The sequence below is a fragment of the Chitinivibrionales bacterium genome (assembly GCA_035516255.1).
Classification (GTDB): Bacteria; Fibrobacterota; Chitinivibrionia; order Chitinivibrionales; family FEN-1185; genus FEN-1185.
The window spans coordinates 98,192-118,793 of the sequence record DATJAL010000029.1 but is presented as its reverse complement, the minus strand read 5'-3'; the positions used below and the strand labels follow the sequence as shown (position 1 = coordinate 118,793).

The following is a 20,602-nucleotide window of genomic DNA, read 5'->3' as shown; positions in this document are numbered from 1 at the left end:
GATAAAATACCCGCCAATGCAATTAATTCGAATTATCAAAACAGCTGATTACTCGTTTGTTTTCTGTGGCGTAAAGTATAAATTCTCTATTTGAAATCCAAGGTTCTTGGCCTTCTGAATTAATTTATCCATTATTTCTTTTTCCAATTCCGGCTTTCTTGATAATATCCATAAATATTTCATTGAGCTGGCTACCATTGCATATTGATATTCTTTATCCAATTCTAAAACAATATAGTCAGCGTAAAATGGTCCGAAAAATGACACTTTTAGATATCCAATATCCTTGCTTTGGGCAATTTTGGCTTTTCCGATGGCTGTTTTTCTTTTCAGGGATTTGCTGTCGGTTCCTTCGTTTTGAACTTTTACTTTTCCGTTTTTTTTCAAAGAATAGGTTGCCGTAACGCTTGTTAAGTTCTTTTCAAACGAGGCCGGTAACCGGGCAAGTTCATACCATTTTCCTAAATATCTGTTTAAATCAAAGTTTGTTACAGGTTCCATGTGTGAATCTCCATAACTATTAAGTTTAAAGAAGAGTACTATTAATAAGGTTAGGCTGTGCCATTTTTTCATAACTTGCTCCTTTGATGGATAACGGTAAGTTAATAGGTTCTCGCTGGGAAATCCCCAATATTTTTGGAAGTTTTTCGCCGCGTTTATGCGGCTTCTTCTTGGGGCGCGGCTCTTCGGATTTAAAATATCTTTTGCCTTTCCTGTCTTCGGCGCAAACCTGTAATTTCATTCAGCGCAAACATTGACACCAACGTGTGCCGCACCCGCACGAAGGCGCGGCTATCAATTACACTCAGCAATCCTACAGTTCTGCCGCGCTTTTGTGCCGCGGCTGTTGGGCGAACGGTTCCGGTTGGGCTTTTTGTCTTGCGGCACCCGCTGTAAGTCTTTCTAAGCACAAAAGGCGACAGTTGTTATATGCATTATCTCAACGCACAAGAACCAATGGCGACGAAAATACGGTTTTCTTGTTATCTGAAATTGATATAAACAACATACCGGTCGGCAATTGAAAGGTTGGTACATCCAGAATTCCATTACTTGTTTCGGTTAAAAGTGAATAGACTTTCTTACCGGCAATATTGAAAATTGTTATTTTCAATTGACTGGCTTTGGGAATGTACGGTACTGTTGTGTAAATAAGCATTTTTGCGATATGGACAATTACACGGCCGCAGCTAAAATTAATGGAGTGTGATCTGAATACTATTCCAGAACTGTCTTTCTCTGAGGATAAAATTGTACCCGCCTCGCCTACTACAACAAATTGGCTGTTTCCGCAGGTTATGGAATTGAGAGCGTAGGAAGTGCCGGGATTTGTCGGCCTCCAAGAACTTGCGTCAGCAGAGATCAAAATTGTACCGGAATCACCAACCGCCACGAACTGGTTGTCACCATAGGCAACTGAATGGAGGTTATTTACTGTTCCCGAGAGTCTGCTTGTCCATGTATTGGCATCATAGGAAGTAAGGACAGTACCATGATTGCCGACCGCAATGAACTCGCTATTGCCGTATGCCAGTGAAGTTAAACCATAAGATACGCCGGAAGTAACTGGTGCCCAAGCCGCACCGTCGGGAGAAGTTAAAATCCTGCCGGAATCACCCGCTACCACCAGTTGACCGTTCCCATAGGTCACGGCACGAATGTCGATGGTGGTTTCAGATGATTCACCTCGCCAAACAGCGCCGTCAGTGGATGTGAGAACTGTGCCATAAGTGCCAACCGTCACAAACTTGCTATTAGCATAGGTTACGCAAGTGAGCAACTGCTGCGAACCAGATAATCTGGTTGTCCAGGTAGATGCGTCCAACGACGTAAGAATGGTGCTATTATTGCCTACAACTACAAACACGCTATCGCCATAGGCCACTGAAGAATGAAAATCGGTGATTCCTGACGATTTGCTATTCCACACTGAAATACCTGACGAGGCAAATATAGTTCCCTTCTCACCCACTGCAATGAACTTATTGTCGCTGTAGGTTACGGAATTTAGGTTACTCAAAGTTCCAGATGAAATACTTGCCCATGTGGTGCCATTAGAAGATGTAAGAATTGTTCCAAACCCACCAACTGCAAGAAACTTGCCGTTAGCATAAACTACAGAGAATATACTATTACTTGTTATTGACGACTCGAGTGACCAAGTTGAACCGTCATTGGAAACCACAATTGTTCCGGCAAAGCCCCCAGCGACAAACATTCCATTGTCAAAAACAACCGAAAGTAAAGCATTAAGCGTCCCTGATGGCTTACTTGACCATGTCGTGCCGTTTTTGGACGTTAGAATAACGCCACTCGTCATTCCGGGGAACCCGCCAACAGCAACGAATTCACTGTCGCCGTAGGTGATAGAATACAAGGGAAAAGTTGTTCCTGAATTCTGTGGTGTCCAAATTATGCAGTCAGGAGAGGTTAATATTGTCCCCCCATCGCCTACTACGGTGAATTCATTACTACCATAACTTGCGGAATAGAGGTATTTACTTGTCGTTGAATTCCTTGTTGCCCAAATTATTCCGTCTGGTGACGTTAAAATCGTACCTGATGCACCAACAGCGACAAACTGATTGCCGATATAAGCTACGTAATTAAGGTCATTAGTTGTCCCGGAACTTCTCGTCGTCCATGTGGTTGCGTCGGAGGAAGTTAGGATTGTACCTCCGTACCCCACGGCCACGAACGAGCTATTCCCAAAGGCCACGGAATGAAATTGGCTTGTTTGTGAAGTAGATGTTACCGACCAAGCTGCAGCATCTTGGGAAACTAGGATTGTACCTGCACTACCCACGGCGATGCAGAGGCCATTCCCATACGCCACGGAATAAAGGTGATTTCCTTGTGGCAGGGGATTTCTCCACTCCCATCTTGATTGTCCGAGGCAGGTACCAGAAATAATAAGAAGACAAATTAGAACGCTTTTTGAAAAACAAAATAGCCTAGATTTGCCAATTGGTGCCATGGGATTCCTCTAGTCTCCTGTTTCACCATTGCTTCAGAATTCTCATCGGGTGCCGCTCTTCAAGTTTTTACAATGCCCAACCGTGAAATTGCATCCCAACGTGCGCGCTAAACGCACGAAGTGCCGCCCCAAAGCTTGTTACTGTATTTGCTTCGCGCTATCGATCAAAGAAAATTGAATTTCTGTATTCGGCATTTTCATGCTGGCGCTGTTGGTTGCAGTTTGGGCCCTTCTCTTTCGGAAAGTTGGTACTAATTATCACAATGTTACCTGATATTTTATTTGCAGTTAACAGGCTCTTTTCTCGAATCTGCATCATAAATATAAAAAGAAGGATCCAAACATCCTCTACCAAGAACGATTCCTTTTTCAAAATATACAGTCGCTATTGCGCGTTGGAGGCAATCCCAATCTGCGACCAGAGGAGAAATTCCATACTTATTTTTAAAATAGCTGTAAATATTACCAGAAATAATGAGACTACCAAGGCTATCCCTGCAAAGACTACCTAATTCAGTACGAGCAATTTGAAGCAGAGTATCCCCGCGCCCTTTAAATATGGGAATACCAGTTATAGGAACACGAAATTTAAAGTTCAAATCTTTATGCTTTTTAACATACCCGATAATTCGCCAACGATTTCCTAAGGAAAATATTCTATCATTATTGGGCATATTAAGTTCATCAGCAAATTTATGATAAAGATGCGTTGATTCAAAACAATATGGGATAAAATTAGAATCTGATTGGTCTGCGACATTTATTACCAAATAACTCGGGGCGGTTGAAATATTATCCAAACCTCGAATTAAAAGACTCATTCGGCTCGTCTGTAGTGAACTGCTACAAAAACAAATTATCGTAATGCAAAAACAGGATATTCCGCATAAAAAAGCTTTTTTATACATATATGTAAAAGCTGAATGAGTTTTCTTACATTAGAAGCGCCCAAATTGCAAACAGCTAGCCGCATGATATACTCCGAAAAACCTTCAAAATTAACCACAGGTACAAAGCGGCATGCAGGTTATAGGTTCTCGCCGCTTAAGTATATCATGCGTTTTTACCTTTTGTAAGGTTTAAATGCGCAGTGGGGCTTCTTATCCTGCTCATGCCTTCGGTCGACCATGTCGATCCCGATTTAAAAACGCTTGCCTTCGAGATCGTGTCGTGGCTGGTCAACGACTGCAAGAGCGGCCTGTGCCCCGATCGGTTCATCGACCTGTGCGCCCGCATCGCGGCGCGGAAGAAGCCTCATTTCGGATTGCGGAAGTAAAGACAAGAAGCTGGAGCCGTTTTCAAAGATTCCCCGCGGTTTGCCGCGTGGTCTTTCAACGGGTGTGGTCCATGCACCGCGCCGGTGCGCCGGGGAAACGGCCTGCTTTTACGTGTGTTTTCGAGACGGCGGGAAAAAACATCTCAGTACCTGTTCTTCCTCACCCTCAATTTCCTCCTCGCGCTCCTCTGCAGCATGAACAAAACAACCATCAATGCCGCGAGCAGTATCCCCTTTAGATACACCCCGCCCCACGCCGGGGGCTTCTGTTTGTACACATGGCCGGTAAAAATGATCGGCTGCATCGTGTCGCCGCAGGTGTCAAACGCGAATAGTCCCACCTGATAGGCGCCCGAGGTATCGTGCCAGATGCTGTCCCAGGGGATGAGCCATTCGGCGGTCGTGCCTTTCTTGGAAGTTCCGGCGGGCGATGATAGCCGGTAAAAGGTTTCTGAAGAGTCGGAGCGCGATTGCAGGTCCATGAAAGCGTACGGTGAAAGCCGGTGATTGAGAAACCTGAATCGCCACGCCGGGCAGGGAATGTCATTTGACAAGGTGAAATAGCCGGTAAGCCCTTCCCGCGTGTTGCACGCGTCGAACTGCCAGGCGGAACCGGGGGCAAGCGGCCTGGCGTCGGCCTTGTTCCATTCGAGCAGAAATCCGTCGAGCTGGATGGTGCGGCCGGTGCGCTCCACCGGGACCACCTGCACCGCGCAGGCGGTGCCGGCGATTATCAGGATGCCGGATGCCATGGAGGCGAATGCCGTTTTTATCTGGCGCATCTGAATCCTATGCTCACTTCGCCGAAATTGGGTTCGAACCAGTGGCGGTTCTTTATCCGGAGCTGGTGCGCCGTGCTGTACCAGCCGCCGCCCCTGATCACGCGGTATTGCCCCGCCTCCGCGCCTTGAGGGTCTTGCGGCGGCGAAACGGAATAATAGTCGGGCGCATAGTGGTCGGAAACCCATTCCCACACGTTTCCGGTCATGTCGTACAAACCCGCAGGGTTCGGACTGAACGAACCCGGTTTCTGCGGCCGCTTGACAGACGGCTGCGTGCAGTTGGCTGCCGACGGCGGCTGCTCGCCCCAGGAATAGGTCGCGTTCCGTCCCGCTTCGGCCGCGTATTCCCACTGCGCCTCGGTGGGAAGTTTTTCGCCTTTGTACAGGCAGTATTGCTGCGCCTGGAACCAGGTGACGCACACCACCGGATACGCGGGGCTGGAAAACGCCGGCGGCACCCGCACGTTTTTGAATCCCTGGTTTGTCCAGATGACGCATGCGCCGTCGTCGTAATGTGCGGGCGTGCAGCGGCCGGCGGCCACGCACGAATCGTATTGCGCTCGCGTCACTTCGTAAATGTCAAGCGAGAACGGGGAAAGCGTGACGGCGTGGGAAGGCGTTTCGTTGGAATCGCCGCCCGCGCCGCCCATCTGAAACGCCCCGCCCGGGAAATTTGCCGTCTGGGCGCCGAGCGGAAAAACGAGAGATAAAAATATAAAAAAAAATTGACGCATCGGTTGGTTTAAATTGAAATTCGCGGAAAAAAAACGGCCATGTTGATTTATTAATCAGTTCGTTGGCAAAATTTCAGTCTCCGTTCGTTGCGAGCCTGTTAAACCATGGCCGTTCACCCCTCAACAATGCTTCGACAAGCTCAGCTCAGGGTGAAGGGATTTTGTCCAAAATATTTATAGGCAAAGAATTTCTTTTAAATCAAGGCGCCTTTGTCATTTTTGCAAATCAACGGCAAGGAGCACGATCGCGAACACTACGAAAACGCAGCCGACCACGATGGCCGTGACCTTGTCAAATCCCACCGGCTTGCCTTTTTCTTTGACCGGTGCTGCCGCCGGCGCCGCCGGTTTAGGTTCCAACGCAAAGGACAGCGAGTCCGTTTTTCCTTCAACAACCGTGACCTGCTTTTCGTACGCTGCAAAACCGTCCTTTTCGCATGCAAAGGCATGCGTGCCCGGCCTGAGTTTCGCGTTTTCCCACGGCGTCACGCCCATTTCTTTTCCGTCAAGAAGAACGCGCGCGCCGGAGGGCCGTGTGGTCACCACCAGACCTCCCGGGGCCACCAGCGTGACCGGCAACGCCACCATGCTGTCGGCCGGGACGTCGATGCTCACTTTTTTTCCGAAAAATCCCTTTTTCTTTATGATAAGGACGTGCGGGCCCGGCGTGACGCTGTCGAGAACGCAGGGGCTCTGGCCCCTCGCGGCGCTGTCGAGCATCACCTCGGCCTGGGCGGGCTCGGTGGTGATTGACAAGCGGCCATAGGCCGGTCTTGCGGCTGAATCCTTTACGCCAGCCGTTTCTTTCTTCGCAACTATCGTATCATTTGCCGTTGTCAGCGTGTCCTTCTTGACGGCAGGGATAACCTTTTTAGCCGCGGGTGCTTCCTTGGCAACCGCAGAAGCGATCTTTTTGGCCGCGAGCGTGTCTGTCGTTACCGCCGGCCCGGCCCCCGCGAGCGCCAGGAGCAATAAAACAATTCCCATCATCGAATAATTTTGTTTCGTCATAAAAGCCTCGTATAAATATAGTTGAAGAAGCAGCGCTATAATTACGCGGCTTCCCATCTTTTATTAAAAATAGTATGCGAAGAAAGCGCTGGCGATTGATTTGTTTGGAATATCATGCTGTTAACATCCGCCCGCTCTAAAGTATTTTAACCAAGGCACGATTGAGCGTACTTTTTGTTGCCTTTGTCATCAGCGGTTTTTTTCTGGACCGCAACCATCATCAACCACGGGCGATATGATCCGGCTTGACCATCCTGCATGTGCGCTGTTTCTTTTCATCGCAGCGTTTCCGGCGATGCTGCTTGGCGCGCCGGCGACCGCACCGGATTCGGCGCAAAAGCCGCCCGCGCCGCTTGTCAACGACACCCTCCAAGGCGTGGTCAAACCATCGCCGCCCAAGGCCCGGATGAAGGCCATCGCCCCGGACACCACAAAAAAAACGCAAAAAAACGGCATCACCGATACCGTTTATTACAGCGCCGACGGCGGGTATATCGATTACGACATCGAGAACAAGAGGCTCACGCTCATCCGCAACGCCATTATACGATACCAGGACATCACGCTTTCGGCCGACACCATCATCTACATGCTCGACGACGGCCTGGTGGAGGCCTCGGGCAAGCCCCAGCTCGTGGAGAAAAAAGACACCACCGTGGGCGAGACCATGCTTTACAACATAAAAACGAAGCGCGGCCGGGTGAAATACGCGAGTGCCCACATGGACGAGGCCTATTTCAACGGCAATAAGATCGTCAAAACGGAAGGCAACCAGCTTTACATCGACGAGGGCAACTACACCACCTGCGCATTCCTCGACACGCCCGACTACTATTTTTACGGAAGGAATGTGAAGGTGATCCCCAACGACAAGGTGATCAGCCGTCCCGTGGTGCTCGCGCTCTCCGACGCACCGGTCGCCTCGCTCCCCTTTTTCATCTTTCCGCTCGAGCGCAACCGCCAGAGCGGCCTGCTCACGCCCATCTGGGGCGGGCATCCCGAGTCGGGCGGGTATCTCGACAACCTCGGTTATTATTTTGTTCCCAACGATTACATGGATTTCACGGCCTGGGCCAGGATACAGGAATTCCGCGATTTTGTCCTGAACGGGGCGGCTCGCTACGCCCTCAAATACACCCTTGACGGCTCGATCACCGCCAAGTACGCCACCGGAGGCGACTTCATGCAGCGCAGCGATGAGTGGTCGATCGACTATTACCACGACCAGAAGCTCACGCCCGACGGCAACCTCACGCTCGCCGGCAGCGGCAGCCTCGTGGGGACCCAAACGTTCTACCGCTCGTTTTCGGAAGACAGCGCGCAGTTGCTCAACCAGACGACAAAAGCGAACCTTTCGTTGACAAAAACAATGCCGTCCATCAACGGCAGCGCCAACATTTCGTGGTCCAGGGACCAGAACTTATCCACCGGCGCGATCTCCGAAAACCTGCCGTCGGTCTCCTTCAGCCTGCCGTCGCGGGCCATCGTCCCGTTTACGCCGCGGGAAAACCTTCCCGCGAACGAAAAGGACGAGCCCGCGTGGTACAACAATATTTTCGTTTCCTATTCGGCGTCCGGCATCCAGTCCCACACCGTCACGCCGGGCGACACGGGCCAGAGCTCTCTGCACTCGGCGATCACGCAGTCGCTGGGGCTGACATCGCCGCAAAAAATCTTCAAATATTTCACGGTCAGCCCCTATTTCAACGCCCAGCTTTCAAATTTCGATTCGTACATGGACACCGCGGCCTACGACACCGCCCGCATCGCCGACACCGTGTTCGACACGCTCACGCCGGCAGGCCTCGTCGCGAAAACCCCGGCGCCGCGCATCGTTGACACCCTGTTTGCGCAAAACCTGTCGACCTTGAAAAACGACACAACGTTCGTCGTGGTCGACAGCATCGACACGCTGAGAAGGCCCCTCTTCCGCACACGCAACGGCTGGGACAAGGCGTACGATGCCTCATGGAGGACGGGCGTGAGCCTCAGCACCATCCTCTACGGCCTGTTCCCGGTAAAAATCCTCAACTTCGAGGGACTCAGGCACACGTTCACGCCCTCGATAAGCTACAACTTCGTGCCGACGCACAACCAGCGTTATAAATTTTTACCCATCGTCCCGTACGAAACGGGGCGCGACAAGCGGAGCCAGAGCGTGGGGATCAGCCTGGCCAACGATTTCCAGGGAAAGCTGCTTGAAAAGCCGACCGCGGGCGGCGACAAGCCGGTGGAGAAAAAATTCGAGATCCTCTCCGCGAACCTCAGCACCTCCTACGATTTCGAGGCGACATCGAGAAAGTTCAGCGACCTGTTGCTCTCCGCGTCCACCTCGTACGACCTCGTGCGCGTATCGTACAATTCCGACTTCTGGATGTACGACGAGAACGACCGGATTTCGATGCCGCTGCTGCGCAATTACACCCTGAGCATCTCGCCGGCCACTTCGCTCGGCGCGCGCGGCACGCTCTGGGAGGGAGACAAGATCGCCGCGGACAGCCTGCAGGTGAAAAACGACCTGCATTACCTCCATGCCGGCCCCCAGCAGTGGCAGGCGAGCATCAGCCCGTCGTACACTTTTTCGCAGTCGAGGGCAAGCCCCACGACCCCGTTCGTGACCACGCGGCAGTACAACCTGGGCACATCGGCGAGCATCAACTTCACGCGCAACTGGTCCCTTTCATGGAGCAGCACCTATAACTTCGTCGCGAACCAGTTCGTCGACCACGACCTGCATTTCGTTTACGACCAGGAATGCTGGGAGATGCGGTTCGACTGGCGTCCGTCGGGATATAATCCCGGGTATTATTTCCTGATTAATATCAAAAAGATTCCGGAAATCAAGTGGGAACAGAGAGGATGACAATTGCAAATAAATATTCATGGGGAGGAAGTCTCTCCGGCTTCCACCGCATCCCGTATGTCAAGACAATACATTTCCGCGGGATGCTCCGGCGATCCGAGAGGCACGCCCCCTTGGCGCCGGGACTTCGGTGGCATGCGGACAGGGGGGTTGCGTCGTTACGGCAGTGGTGGTAGTGAATTTACACGGTGAAAAAAGAGATATTGTAAGAGCATCAGGTTAGAAGGCCTTTTATCAATGATCGCAGCACTTTGCTTAGATTGACTGATTAAAGTTATTGTCCATGAATTTTTTAAGCCCGTAGGGACGTGATATTTATAACTCTATGCGCCCCGTATGAATGATAAGTCCAAAGCGCATTTCCCTCTCCGATTCTGAAAGGGGCGGGCGGGGTGAGGCCTGCCACCAAACAAACCTCATTTTTTCATGGCATTTCAAGTGCTTAAACCGCCCTTCATTTAAATACATAAGTCTTGCAATTTGTCAAAGATATCTTTATATTAACAATAGATAATATTAAAGCCATTTCACCATTATTAAAGGGGGATCGCATGAATCACCGTTCCTTCTTCTTTCAGGCTTTTTTTCTCTTTTGTTACGCCCTCGCACTTAATACCTATTCGCTGCCGGCCGGAACCATAGCCTATTATCCCCTCGACAACAATTGCAACGACTACAGCGGCAATGGAAACAACGGCTCCGCATATGGAGGCCCGGCCTGGGTCGCCGGCTATTCCGGCAATGCGCTGTATTGTGACGGCGTCAACGATTACGTTTCGGTCCCCAACAGCAATTCGCTCACGATCACCAACCAGCTGAGTGTTTCTGCATGGATAAAGCCGGAAAAAGGAAGCATGTGGTACCGGATCGTCGGCATGTCCAATTCAACCCAAAGCGAGAACACTTGGTGCCTTGGAATGGCGATGAACGGCGGAATTTACTTTTGCGTCTGGAATAGCAACGGCCAGAACAACACCAATTGCAGCCAGCTTATTCCGTTGAACAAATGGAGCCACGTGGCAGGCACATGGGACGGCACGACGCTGCGCGCCTATCTCAACGGCGTGCTGCAGCCGGAACAGGTTGCGGCATATGGACCGGTGCTCTCTTCCACGGGCCCGCTCATTATCGGACGGAAGCCTGACAATACGTACTATTTCCAGGGCGCGATCGACGAAGTCATTATTTTCAATCGTGCGCTGTCACAGTCAGAGATAACTGGCCTGTACAATTTTCCGCCATATTCCAGTCCCATTCTCATCCCCGTGCCGAGCCCGACCACCAACCGCAGGCCCGCGCTGTCCTGGCACACAGTGCCGCAGGCCGCGGCCTACACGGTCCAGGTTGACACCACGCGTCTGTTCGCCAAGCCGTGCCTGAAAACGCCGCTGCTCGACACGACCTACCAGGTTCCCATCGACCTTCCCGTCGACACGATCTACTGGCAGGTGATCGCCGGCATAAACGACTCCACGATGTATTACTCGGAAATCGGTTCGTTCGTCATCCAGGACCCGAGGGTCCCGTTGCTCATCCCCTATGAGCCCAAGGTCACCCAGGAGCGAAGACCCGCACTCGCATGGCATCCCGTTGCAGGCGCGACCACCTACACCCTGGAGGCGGCAACCAACGGCCTTTTCACCAATTTGGTATTGCTGTCGCCCATGCCCGACACGCACTATGTTGCGCAAACGGATTTTCCCATAAGCACCATTTACTGGCGGGTGAAATCGGACCTCGTTGACAAATGGTCAACCGTCGACACGTTCCAGATCATGCCCGATACGATTCCATTCCTCATCCGGTTCAACGGCGCGACCCTTTCGACCAAAAGGCCGACGTTTTTGTGGCACCCGGTGGCCAACGCCGGCGGCTACCGGATCGAAGCCGCCTCAGACCGCAACTTTACGCAGAATTACACCACCGTTCCCGTCCCCGACACCTTTTACGCGCCCCTCGTCGATATGACGCAGGGAACATGGTTCTGGCACGTGAGCTGCGGAAGGAACTACCAGCTTTTCAGCCCCGCTGACAGCTTTGTGATTGCGCCCGTTGAAGTGATGCAGAATGCGAAAGCCGCGGCGGGCCCTCTGAGGATTTTAAGCGACGGGAGCCGCATCCGGATCATTCAGGACAGGGCATTTACCGGCCAGCCCGACGTGAGGATCTATTCCATCTCCGGGAAATGCTTGTACGAGGGAAGCGTCAATGCTACCGGCAGCGGGATGATACTGCTTGACAAATGCCTTCCGGCGGGGCTGTACATTGTTGAAATCAATGAAGCGAACAGGCTCACCAAGGGGAAGGTGCTGCTGAAATAAGATTAAAGGTTCCATGTTCCAAAGTCAATAATTTACGTCGGGAATGTGGAACCTGGAATTTGTTATCACTGCAGGAATCTCATATCCTGTATTTCCCGCATAGTTCCTCGCTTGCCGGCGCGACCTCGTACACCGTTTTCACACCGCCGCTTGTCAATTCCACCGCGGCGGCGGCGCCGCCGCGCGCCCGCGTGTACTTCGCGAAGATCGAGCAGGCAAGCCGGGCCTGGTCTTCGCTGAATGTTCCGCGAAGGACCCCGAGCGGGCCCAGAACATCTCTCATGAGCACCAACCCGTCCGCCGGCAGAACAAGTTTTTCCAAAATGCCGTTTTCGCCGTCGTCCCTGGCCACGATGAACCTGAGCGACGGGCCCAGGCGAAAATGCCGGCCCCAGGCCAGCAGCTTGAAATCGTTGAGTGAAAAATCGGGCGTATCGGCGGCAAGATCGGCGTAACGCTCGGCGGTGCGGCCGTTGGTGAGGATGCAGCCGCCCGCGGGCATGGGATAGCTGAGCCCGAACCGCGCGGCATAGGCCATCTGGCCCTTGCGGCCCCTGCCCGAAAAATCGAGCAGCTCGCCGCGCTTCACCCATCCTTGCTCTTCGGGAACGGTGGGCCGCAGGAGCCGCGCGCACAGCGGCCGCACAAGGAGCCCCCTGAGGCCCGTCTTCTTTTCTATTATGTCAAGGCAGTCCCTTCGCTGCGACATGGGCCGCTGGCCCACCACCTCGCCGGTGGCGACAAATGACGCGCCGGTCTCCTCCATGATGCGCTTCGCCTTTTCAAGGCGGTGTATGCGGCAGTCAAGGCACGGGTTGACGTTTTTCCCGAACCCGTAGCTGCGTGTCTTGAACATGGCAAGGTATTCCTCGCCCTCCTCCTCGATGCGCAGCGGCACGCCGAGCGCCGCCGCGCGTTTCTTGATTCCCTCGTGGCCGAGAGCGAACCCCGAGTAAAACGGCAGGATAAAATGCAGGGCGAGGGCGTCGAGCCCCTGCCGCTGCATCAGGTGCACGGCAATGGTGCTGTCGAGCCCGCCAGAGAACATGACGATGCATTTCATGATTATTCTCTTTTCATGTTATAATAAGTCAAGTCGGGCGTTCCCCGGCTTCGCGGGGTCGGCCGTCCTTCCGGTCTCGCCTATCGGCTCGGGCTGCCACGGCCCCCATAAGCCTGACGGCGAGGGCCGGGCAGCACCGCGCTCCAGCGCGGCCTCCAGTCCTGCCTAACGCATGGCATAAGAGCTCTTCCATATCTTATATTGACGCTTGCGAAAAAAGATAACACTTCTTCTGAGCTATAATTCCAGGGACATGACAGGATTCGCAAATGGCACTATGCCGATATACTATTCTCTTCTTCCGCCGTGTAAAGCTCGACCCGCCACAGATGGGTCGGTAGCCACCCGGGTTTCCGCATACCGTAGGACTCCGGCGCCAAAGAGGGGGTGTGCCCCCGGATCGCCGGCGCACTCCTTTACATAGTATAGCTTTGTATTGGGAGTACGCCGGAAGCCGGGGGCCAGGGGGAGACTTCCCCCGCTCAATCAATATCAACTATACTTTAATTAACCTCTCAATATAAATCATTCATTTATTTTCATTACACCGGCATATCTTTTCAAATAATTTTCATCCAATAAAAAATCATCCTGAAAAAAGAAATATAATGAAACGATTCTCCCACGTCCTCGAATACGTCGGCCTCAGGACCATCGAAATCATCGCTGGCATGCTGCCGCGGCGGGTGACGCTGTGGCTCGGCGGCGTCGGCGGCCTTGCATTATACTATTCCGGTTTTTACCGCAAAATCGTTGACTGCAACCTCGATCACGTTGGGCTGTTCAAGGAGTCGGGCAGGCCCGCCATGGTGAAAGCCCTTTACAGGAACATGGGCAAATACGGCGTGGAATTGCTGCGCATAGGCAAAAAACCCCCGGCCTTTACAGTCGAGAACATCGAGCTCGTGGATTCCGCCCTGGCGCGGGGCAAAGGCGTAATCGCCGTGCTCGCCCATTTCGGCAATTGGGAGCTCCTGGCCGCCATGTTCGGGTCGCGCTATAAGGAGCTGAACGTTTTCTCCGGCCGCCTCCACAATACGCTCGTTGAAAAATGGATGCATGAAAAAAGGAAAGAAACAAACGTGACCCTGTTCTACGCGGCGGGTGCGCTCCGGAAGATGCTCACCGTGCTCAAGCAGAACGGCATTCTTGCCATGCTCATCGATCAGTACGCCGGAGACCAGGGCACGGTCGTCCCGTTTCTCGGCAAACCCGCCAGGACCTACCGCACCATGGCGGGCATGCAGTGCAAGACCGGCTGCGGCGTGGTTCTTCCCTACGCGATCCTGCAGCACGACGGCACCTACCATGTGAAGATAGAGGCGTGCCCCGAAATCACGGTTTCACGCGACAGCGAGGATGAATTCATCGCGGCAGCGCAAAAGGCGCACAACGACGTGATTTCGGGATGGATCATGAAATATCCGGAGCATTATTTCGGATGGTTTCATAGAAGGTTCAAAGATACAATATCATATTTGTGAAACGATAACAATCTGGTCGTTCCCCGGCCTAGGGCCGGGCGATTTGGGGGCCGGCATGAGGCAAACGGCATAATAAAAAGCGCGAAGCGCAATTACCTTGCCTCAGGGAATGAAATGACAATTCGCTCCCGCTCGCCCTCCGGTCCGCCTAACGCTGCGCATAAGTCAATTTGCACATTTATCTTTGCCGTTCCGCGTTTAATGCTATAGCGCCTCGTCTTTTATCTGTAAAGATTATAATTGTTTTCTTCTTCCATATAATAATAGTCCGCGTTGCTCCCCAGTCTCGCCAGCCACCTATAATGATCTTCACGCCGTATTTTCTCCCTCTCCCGTTTTCGGGAGAGGGCGGGGTGAGGGCATCCGCGAATCACAAAGGTACCGGCGCAAAAGAGTCCCGCGCGGCGCCGGACGGATCACCGGCGCATTCCTTACTGCATTATGTTTGACAATTAGGAGTGTGCCGGAAGCCGGGGGCCAGGGGCACTTCCCCCACCAAACAATTCATTTCTTCTCCACCGTCAATCCCATCACCACCCTTCCCTTTTCCCTCCACAGGTGCAGGTATTTCGAGCTTATCTCCTCCTCATTGAATTCAAGGCCGACCATTTGGAACTTCAGATCAATTTTTACGATATCCTTCATGTTCTGAAAAAACCGTTCAGAGTCCGTGGCGAAATAAAACTGGCCGCCTGCTGTCAAGGAATTATAAGCGGCCTCCAGAAAACGACGCCGCCGTCCGTTGGCGCGTTTGTTATCGTAATCGTCAGGCGGATTGGGGAACAGGTAATAGGCCCGCGAAACCGTGTCCCGGCGAAGCAGCGCCAGCATGGCGCCGAAATCCCCGCGGATGAACGTGACGTTGCCCGCATCGGCGGCGGCGGCCTGCCGCACGGCGCAGAACAGCGGTTTTTGCGATTTGTCTATGCCTATGAAGTTGACATTGGGAAACCGTTGCGCCCGTTCGCATAGCAGCGCGCCGGTGCCGCAGCCGAAATCTATTTCGAGCGGATTGCCGTTGCCGAACATTTCCGGCGACGTCAGGCCCGGAAAGCGCTGCGGCTCATGGTGAAGGTCTATGCCGCGCCAGAAGCGAAGGTACTTCGCGGCGGTCTGCTCGTCGGGAGGCGCGATGCGGATGCGGGTGGGGTGACGGCCTCTGGCCATGAGGTTATTCCACATTACTCATTAAAGAGAACATCGCCGCAGAGACACAAAGAAGAAGAGAGTGAACAGTTAAGAGTTAAGAGTGAAGAGTTAATAGTTTAATTCCTGCTTTGCTTTTTCAATCCGCAATCATCAATCCGATGTCCGCAATTTCAAAACTCGGCATTGCCCGGCCAACGCGGGAACGGGATCACCTCGCGGATGTTCTGCAGGCCGGTGAGCAGGAGCATCAGGCGCTCGAACCCGAGGCCGAAGCCGGCGTGCGGGGCGCCGCCGTATTTCCGCAAGTCAAGGTACCACCAGTAGTCCTTTTCGTTGAGGCCGAGCCCGAAAATGCTCGCCCGCAGAACGTCATAGCGGTCCTCGCGCTCGCTGCCGCCGATGAGCTCGCCGATGCGCGGCACGAGCACGTCCATGGCCCGCACGGTTGTGCCGTCGTCGTTCTGCTTCATGTAAAACGCCTTGATGGCTTTCGGGTAATCGTACACAATCACCGGTTTTCCGAACGCCTTTTCGGTGAGATACCGCTCGTGCTCCGACTGGATGTCGCTTCCCCATCGCACCTTGAACTCAAACGAGTCGTTCGCCTTTTCCAGGATGCCGATCGCATCGGAATACGACACGCGCTCAAACGGCGTGTTTGCTATTGTGTCAAGCGAAGAAAGAAGCGCCGGCTCGATGCGCTGGTTGAAAAATTCAAGGTCGGCCTTATCGTGGTCAAGCGCGTGGCGCACCAAATGCTTAACGAAATCCTCCGCCAGTTGCATGTCGTCTTCGAGCGTGAAGAACGCCGCCTCGGGCTCCACCATCCAGAATTCGGCGAGGTGGCGCGGCGTGTTTGAATTTTCGGCCCGGAACGTGGGGCCGAACGTGTACACGCGGCCCAGCGCGAGCGCGTAAATTTCCGCCTCGAGCTGGCCGCTCACCGTGAGGCTGGCCTTTTTTCCGAAAAAGTCCTTTGCATAATCCACGCCGCCCTTTTCATCGCGCGGCACGTTTTCAAGCGGAAGCACCGTGACCCGGAACATCTCACCCGCGCCCTCGCAGTCGCTCGCGGAGATGATGGGCGTGTGCACGTACGCGAAGTTGCGCCCGCGGAAAAAGTCGTGCACCGCCAGCGAAAGCGAGCTGCGCAGCCGCGCCACCGCGCCCATGGTGTTGGTGCGCGGCCGCAGATGCCCTATTTCGCGCAGGAACTCGAAGCTGTGGCGCTTTTTCTGGAGCGGAAAATCAGGGGGCGCGATGCTGAACACCGTGACCTTTGACGCGCGGAGCTCGTATTTCTGCCACTTGCCCGGCGACTCGACGAGAGCGCCTTCGCACGCGATGGCGCTGCCGGTTGTCAACTTCACGATTTCGGATTGGTAATTCGGCAGCGAACCTTCCGCGATCACCTGCAGCGACGCGAGGCACGACCCGTCGTTGACCTCGACGAACGAGAAGCCCTTTGCGTCGCGCTTCGTTCGGACCCAGCCGGCCACGCACGCGACGGCACCAGGCTTGGCGGATTCAAGTATATCCCGTATCCTCGTGTCAATCATTGAAAAAGCGCCTCGTTATTGTTGCTTGCCGGCCGAGAGAAGAACCAGGTCCTTGAGCGTCGCCGTTTCTTCCTGAGTCAATTCCACCGCCGTTGCAGGGTCGCCGTGGATCACGGATTCAATGCGGCGCACCAGGTGCGTGAACACCGGGCATTCCATGTCTTTCATGAAGCCCAGGAATGCCGTGCGCTCCTTTTGCGTGAGCCGCTCCCGCAGCGCGCGGGTTATCGGCCTTTTTGAGACGCGCGTGAACGCAAGCGGCGATTCGGGCCGGTACTCTGCGGTGATTTCCTCGTTGAGCACCGCCTGGAATCCCGCGACCCTTTTAAGGTCCTGTATCCAGACATACAAATAGAAATCCTTTTTGTCAATGCCGGGCGCGTTTTCATCCGCGGCCATTTCGAACAAAAGCCTTGTTTTCCCCTTGGAAAAAGGCTCCGGGAACGGCTCTTTGAAAAGTCGCAGCCGCATGGTTATTGTTCCTCAGGATATGTATCACCCTAGAAGCGCCATTGCGAGAAGCGAAGCGGCGAAGCAATCTCCCTATCTTAATTGCCTCAACGCGAGATTGCTTCGCTGGGCTCGCAATGACAAGCGGCGTTTTATCGTTATAATTTTATTCGCCCGAATAATTGATCAGCGTTTTTGGATTATACTGCCCGATTTTCTCCGCGTACTTGAGGAACGGAAGCCCGATCACGCCGAACATGCCGGCCACCTCCCCGCCCTGGCGCTTCACCATGTTCGCGACCGCGGCGAGCGTGCCGCCGGTGGCGATCAGATCGTCGATGATGAGCCATTTGCCCGGTTTCAGGTCTTCCTCGTGCATCTGCAGCGTGGCCTGTCCGTATTCCAGCGAATAGCTTTCCTCGACCGTCTTGCCCGGCAGCTTGCCCTTTTTCCTGGCGAGCACGAGCGGCACCTTGCGCTTGAGCGCGAAGCACGACCCGAGGAGGAACCCCCGGCTTTCGATGGCGATCACCCCGTCCACCGCCGTTGTTTCATACGCCTTCAGCATTTCACGCACCACGTAGCGGAACGCCTTCGGGTTGATGAAGATGCTCGTCACGTCGTAGAACAAAACGCCGGGTTTGGGAAAATCGGCTACCTTGCGGATGGCCTTGTCGAGGTTCATGCGGTCTCCTTGGCTTGCGAACGGTTTTATCGGATTGTTTTTACATTGATGGTTGGAAAAATATACGTTTTGAGACTTGATTCTACAAGGACGGCTGCCGACGGATCATAAAGTTTAGGCTGATTGATGGGTGGAAAAATTATATTGAGACCTTAGAGAAATTGGCGGATTTTTTTATATATTATATACTAAATAAAGCGATAAATGTTATCGGTGCGAGAAGTTTCACCCTGAGTTAAAGCCGGGAATCAATACGCTAAAGCGATTAACATTATGAGATGGTCATCAAAAAATATTTTCCCCTGGCTTTTCATCATCCTTGCGCTCCTGATCTCCGGCTGCGTGAAGACCACGACGGTCAACCTGATGGCCGGGGCCTTGTCAAAGGAGAGCGGTGCCGCCGTGTTCTCGGGCGACGACGATCCTGGACTGGTGGGCGACGCGATGCCGTTCGCCATAAAACTCTACGAATCCCTGGTTGCCAGCTCGCCCAACAACCGTCCCCTGCTCCTTGCCACGGGAAAATCGCTGTGCATGTACGCGTACGCGTTTGTCCAGGTGCCTGCCGAGCAATTGACGTACACCGACCTCGACACCAAGAACGAAATGCTCCAGCGGGCGAAGAGGCTCTACCTGCGGGGAAGGGATTACATCCTCAGGGCGATCACGCTGCGCCACCCGCATTTCATGGAATACCTTGACAAGAACGATTTCGCCGACGCGTTCCACGGCATCTCGGCGCGCGACACGTCGTACCTGTACTGGCTCGGCATGGCGTGGATGGCCGCGTTCACGGCGGACAAGGGCGACGTGAGCCTGATGGTCGACATCCCAAAGGCGGTCGCGCTCGCCAATAAAGTTTTGGAACTCAACGACGGATACAGCGAAGGCGCGGCGCATGAGTTCTTCATCACCTATTACGGCGCCATGCCCGCGGCGATGGGCGGCAGCGAGGAAAAGGCGCGTGAACATTTCAACAAGGCGGTGGCGTATTCCAAGGGATGCAAATCGAGCCCCTATATCGCGCTCGCGACCACGGTATGCGTCAAGAACCAGAACCTGGCGGAGTTCAAGTCCCTTGTCGAAACCGCGCTCAAGGTCGACGTGAACAAGTGTCCCGGCAACAGGCTCCTCAACATTCTGAACATACAGAAGGCGCATTGGCTGCTCGATCACACCGACGCCTTTTTCCTGCCCGCGGAAGGAGACACAACCAAATGAACGCCCGGATGCTCTGCTGCGCCTTTTTCTCGGCGTGCCTTTTCTCGGCTTCCGCCGCGAGCGTCACTATCAAGCTCGGCAGCCTCGCGCCCGGCGGCTCGCCCTGGGACAAGGGCCTGCAGCGGCTCGGCGCCGAATGGGAAAAAATCTCCTTCGGCGCCGTCGAGCTGCGGATCTACCCCGGCGGCATCGCGGGCGACGAGGCGGACATGATCCGCAAGATGCGCATCGGCCAGCTCAACGCCGCGGGCCTCACCGGCATCGGCCTCAGCCGCATCTTTCCCGAGATCATCACGGTGCAGCTCCCGCTCTTCATCCGCGGCAACGATGAGCTCGACTACGTTCTTGACAAAATGAAACCCGTGTTCGCCGCGGAGCTCGAAAAGCGCGGGTTCAAGGTCCTGATCTGGTCGTTCGTGGGCTGGGTGCACTTCTTCTCGCGCAACCCGGTGGTGACGCCCGACGACCTCAAGGCGCAGAAGATGTTCGTGTGGAGCGGCGACCCGGACGCGGTGATGGTGTGGAAGGAAAGCGGGTTCCACGTTGTCCCGCTCACGCCCCCCGACATCATGACCTCTTTGCAAAGCGGAATGATCGACGCGTTCTCGGCCACCGCGCTGTCGGCCGCGTCGTACCAGTGGTTCGGCATCGCCAAGAACATGTGCGCCATGAAATGGGCGCCGCTCATCGGCGGCATCGTGGTGAGCGCAAACGCGTGGGCCAAGCTCGACCCTGCCCTCGCCGCCAGGCTCGACTCCGCCGCGCAGAAGGTGGGCGCGGACATGCAGGCCGACATCCTCAAGGCCGACGACGAGGCGGTCACGGTCATGAAGAAATACGGCCTCGCGGTGAACCCCGTGCCCCAAGCGGCCGAAGACGCGTGGCGCGCCGCGGTGCAGGGCGGGTTTGAAAAGGGCTACCTCAAGAACATCGACAAGGGGCTGCTTGACGCGGTGAGAAAATATTCGGAGGAATACAGGGCGAAAAAAGGGAAATAATATTTCTCATTTTCTGCAAACGATGCCGT

Annotated in this window: 17 protein-coding genes; 6 read left to right on the top strand and 11 right to left on the bottom strand. The window is 54.0% G+C overall.

Annotated elements, in window-relative coordinates; all coding sequences use genetic code 11:
* Positions 1–48: 48 nt before the first annotated feature.
* From VLX68_08800 to VLX68_08790, 3 genes are all read right to left on the bottom strand, one after another.
* Entirely contained in the window at positions 49–573 is a 525-nt protein-coding gene (locus VLX68_08800; GenBank protein ID HUI92331.1) for a lipocalin family protein, read from the bottom strand.
* Positions 574–940: 367 nt separating this feature from the next.
* On the bottom strand, positions 941–2,977 hold the full coding sequence (locus VLX68_08795) for a T9SS type A sorting domain-containing protein (protein ID HUI92330.1): 2,037 nt from the start codon (positions 2,975–2,977) through the stop codon (positions 941–943).
* A gap of 278 nt (positions 2,978–3,255) precedes the next feature.
* Positions 3,256–3,798, bottom strand: coding sequence for a hypothetical protein (locus tag VLX68_08790; GenBank protein HUI92329.1), 543 nt, complete (start codon positions 3,796–3,798; stop codon positions 3,256–3,258).
* A 269-nt stretch (positions 3,799–4,067) separates the two neighbouring features.
* On the opposite strand from VLX68_08790, the gene VLX68_08785 reads away from it, so the two are divergent.
* On the top strand, positions 4,068–4,253 hold the full coding sequence (locus tag VLX68_08785) for a hypothetical protein (GenBank protein HUI92328.1): 186 nt from the start codon (positions 4,068–4,070) through the stop codon (positions 4,251–4,253).
* 143 nt (positions 4,254–4,396) lie between these two features.
* Here the strand turns inward: VLX68_08785 and VLX68_08780 are convergent, their stop codons facing one another.
* From VLX68_08780 to VLX68_08770, 3 genes are all read right to left on the bottom strand, one after another.
* Complete coding sequence (locus VLX68_08780) at positions 4,397–5,035, bottom strand: hypothetical protein (GenBank protein HUI92327.1); 639 nt, start codon at positions 5,033–5,035, stop codon at positions 4,397–4,399.
* Positions 5,023–5,769 carry an SUMF1/EgtB/PvdO family nonheme iron enzyme gene (locus VLX68_08775; GenBank protein ID HUI92326.1) on the bottom strand — a complete coding sequence of 249 codons (747 nt, stop codon included), beginning with the start codon at positions 5,767–5,769 and terminating at the stop codon, positions 5,023–5,025. The genes VLX68_08780 and VLX68_08775 overlap by 13 nt, the downstream gene beginning before the upstream one ends.
* A 213-nt stretch (positions 5,770–5,982) precedes the next feature.
* Positions 5,983–6,780 (bottom strand): PEGA domain-containing protein, encoded by a 798-nt coding sequence (locus VLX68_08770; protein HUI92325.1) that lies wholly within the window; start codon positions 6,778–6,780, stop codon positions 5,983–5,985.
* 235 nt (positions 6,781–7,015) lie between these two features.
* On the opposite strand from VLX68_08770, the gene VLX68_08765 reads away from it, so the two are divergent.
* Entirely contained in the window at positions 7,016–9,643 is a 2,628-nt protein-coding gene (locus VLX68_08765; protein ID HUI92324.1) for a putative LPS assembly protein LptD, read from the top strand.
* 551 nt (positions 9,644–10,194) lie between these two features.
* Positions 10,195–11,964, top strand: coding sequence for a LamG-like jellyroll fold domain-containing protein (locus tag VLX68_08760; protein ID HUI92323.1), 1,770 nt, complete (start codon positions 10,195–10,197; stop codon positions 11,962–11,964).
* A 79-nt stretch (positions 11,965–12,043) separates the two neighbouring features.
* Here the strand turns inward: VLX68_08760 and VLX68_08755 are convergent, their stop codons facing one another.
* Complete coding sequence (locus tag VLX68_08755; GenBank protein HUI92322.1) at positions 12,044–13,027, bottom strand: hypothetical protein; 984 nt, start codon at positions 13,025–13,027, stop codon at positions 12,044–12,046.
* 608 nt (positions 13,028–13,635) lie between these two features.
* Between VLX68_08755 and VLX68_08750 the strand changes: the two genes are divergently transcribed.
* Positions 13,636–14,511 (top strand): lysophospholipid acyltransferase family protein, encoded by an 876-nt coding sequence (locus VLX68_08750; protein ID HUI92321.1) that lies wholly within the window; start codon positions 13,636–13,638, stop codon positions 14,509–14,511.
* Positions 14,512–15,015: 504 nt separating this feature from the next.
* On the opposite strand, the gene VLX68_08745 is transcribed toward VLX68_08750, so the two are convergent.
* The 4 genes from VLX68_08745 to VLX68_08730 all read right to left on the bottom strand — a co-directional run bounded on the left by VLX68_08745 (position 15,016) and on the right by VLX68_08730 (position 18,354).
* On the bottom strand, positions 15,016–15,678 hold the full coding sequence (locus VLX68_08745) for a methyltransferase domain-containing protein (protein ID HUI92320.1): 663 nt from the start codon (positions 15,676–15,678) through the stop codon (positions 15,016–15,018).
* A gap of 152 nt (positions 15,679–15,830) precedes the next feature.
* Complete coding sequence (asnS, locus tag VLX68_08740; GenBank protein HUI92319.1) at positions 15,831–17,219, bottom strand: asparagine--tRNA ligase; 1,389 nt, start codon at positions 17,217–17,219, stop codon at positions 15,831–15,833.
* Between the two features lie 15 nt (positions 17,220–17,234).
* A complete protein-coding gene (locus VLX68_08735) occupies positions 17,235–17,690 on the bottom strand; it encodes a hypothetical protein (protein HUI92318.1) in 456 nt (151 codons plus the stop codon).
* Between the two features lie 145 nt (positions 17,691–17,835).
* Positions 17,836–18,354 (bottom strand): adenine phosphoribosyltransferase, encoded by a 519-nt coding sequence (locus VLX68_08730; GenBank protein HUI92317.1) that lies wholly within the window; start codon positions 18,352–18,354, stop codon positions 17,836–17,838.
* Positions 18,355–18,627: 273 nt separating this feature from the next.
* Between VLX68_08730 and VLX68_08725 the strand changes: the two genes are divergently transcribed.
* Both VLX68_08725 and dctP read left to right on the top strand, forming a co-directional pair.
* Positions 18,628–19,575, top strand: coding sequence for a TRAP transporter TatT component family protein (locus VLX68_08725; GenBank protein ID HUI92316.1), 948 nt, complete (start codon positions 18,628–18,630; stop codon positions 19,573–19,575).
* Positions 19,572–20,573, top strand: coding sequence for a TRAP transporter substrate-binding protein DctP (gene dctP / locus VLX68_08720; GenBank protein ID HUI92315.1), 1,002 nt, complete (start codon positions 19,572–19,574; stop codon positions 20,571–20,573). Before VLX68_08725 ends, dctP begins: the two co-directional genes overlap by 4 nt.
* The last annotated feature ends 29 nt before the right edge of the window (positions 20,574–20,602 follow it).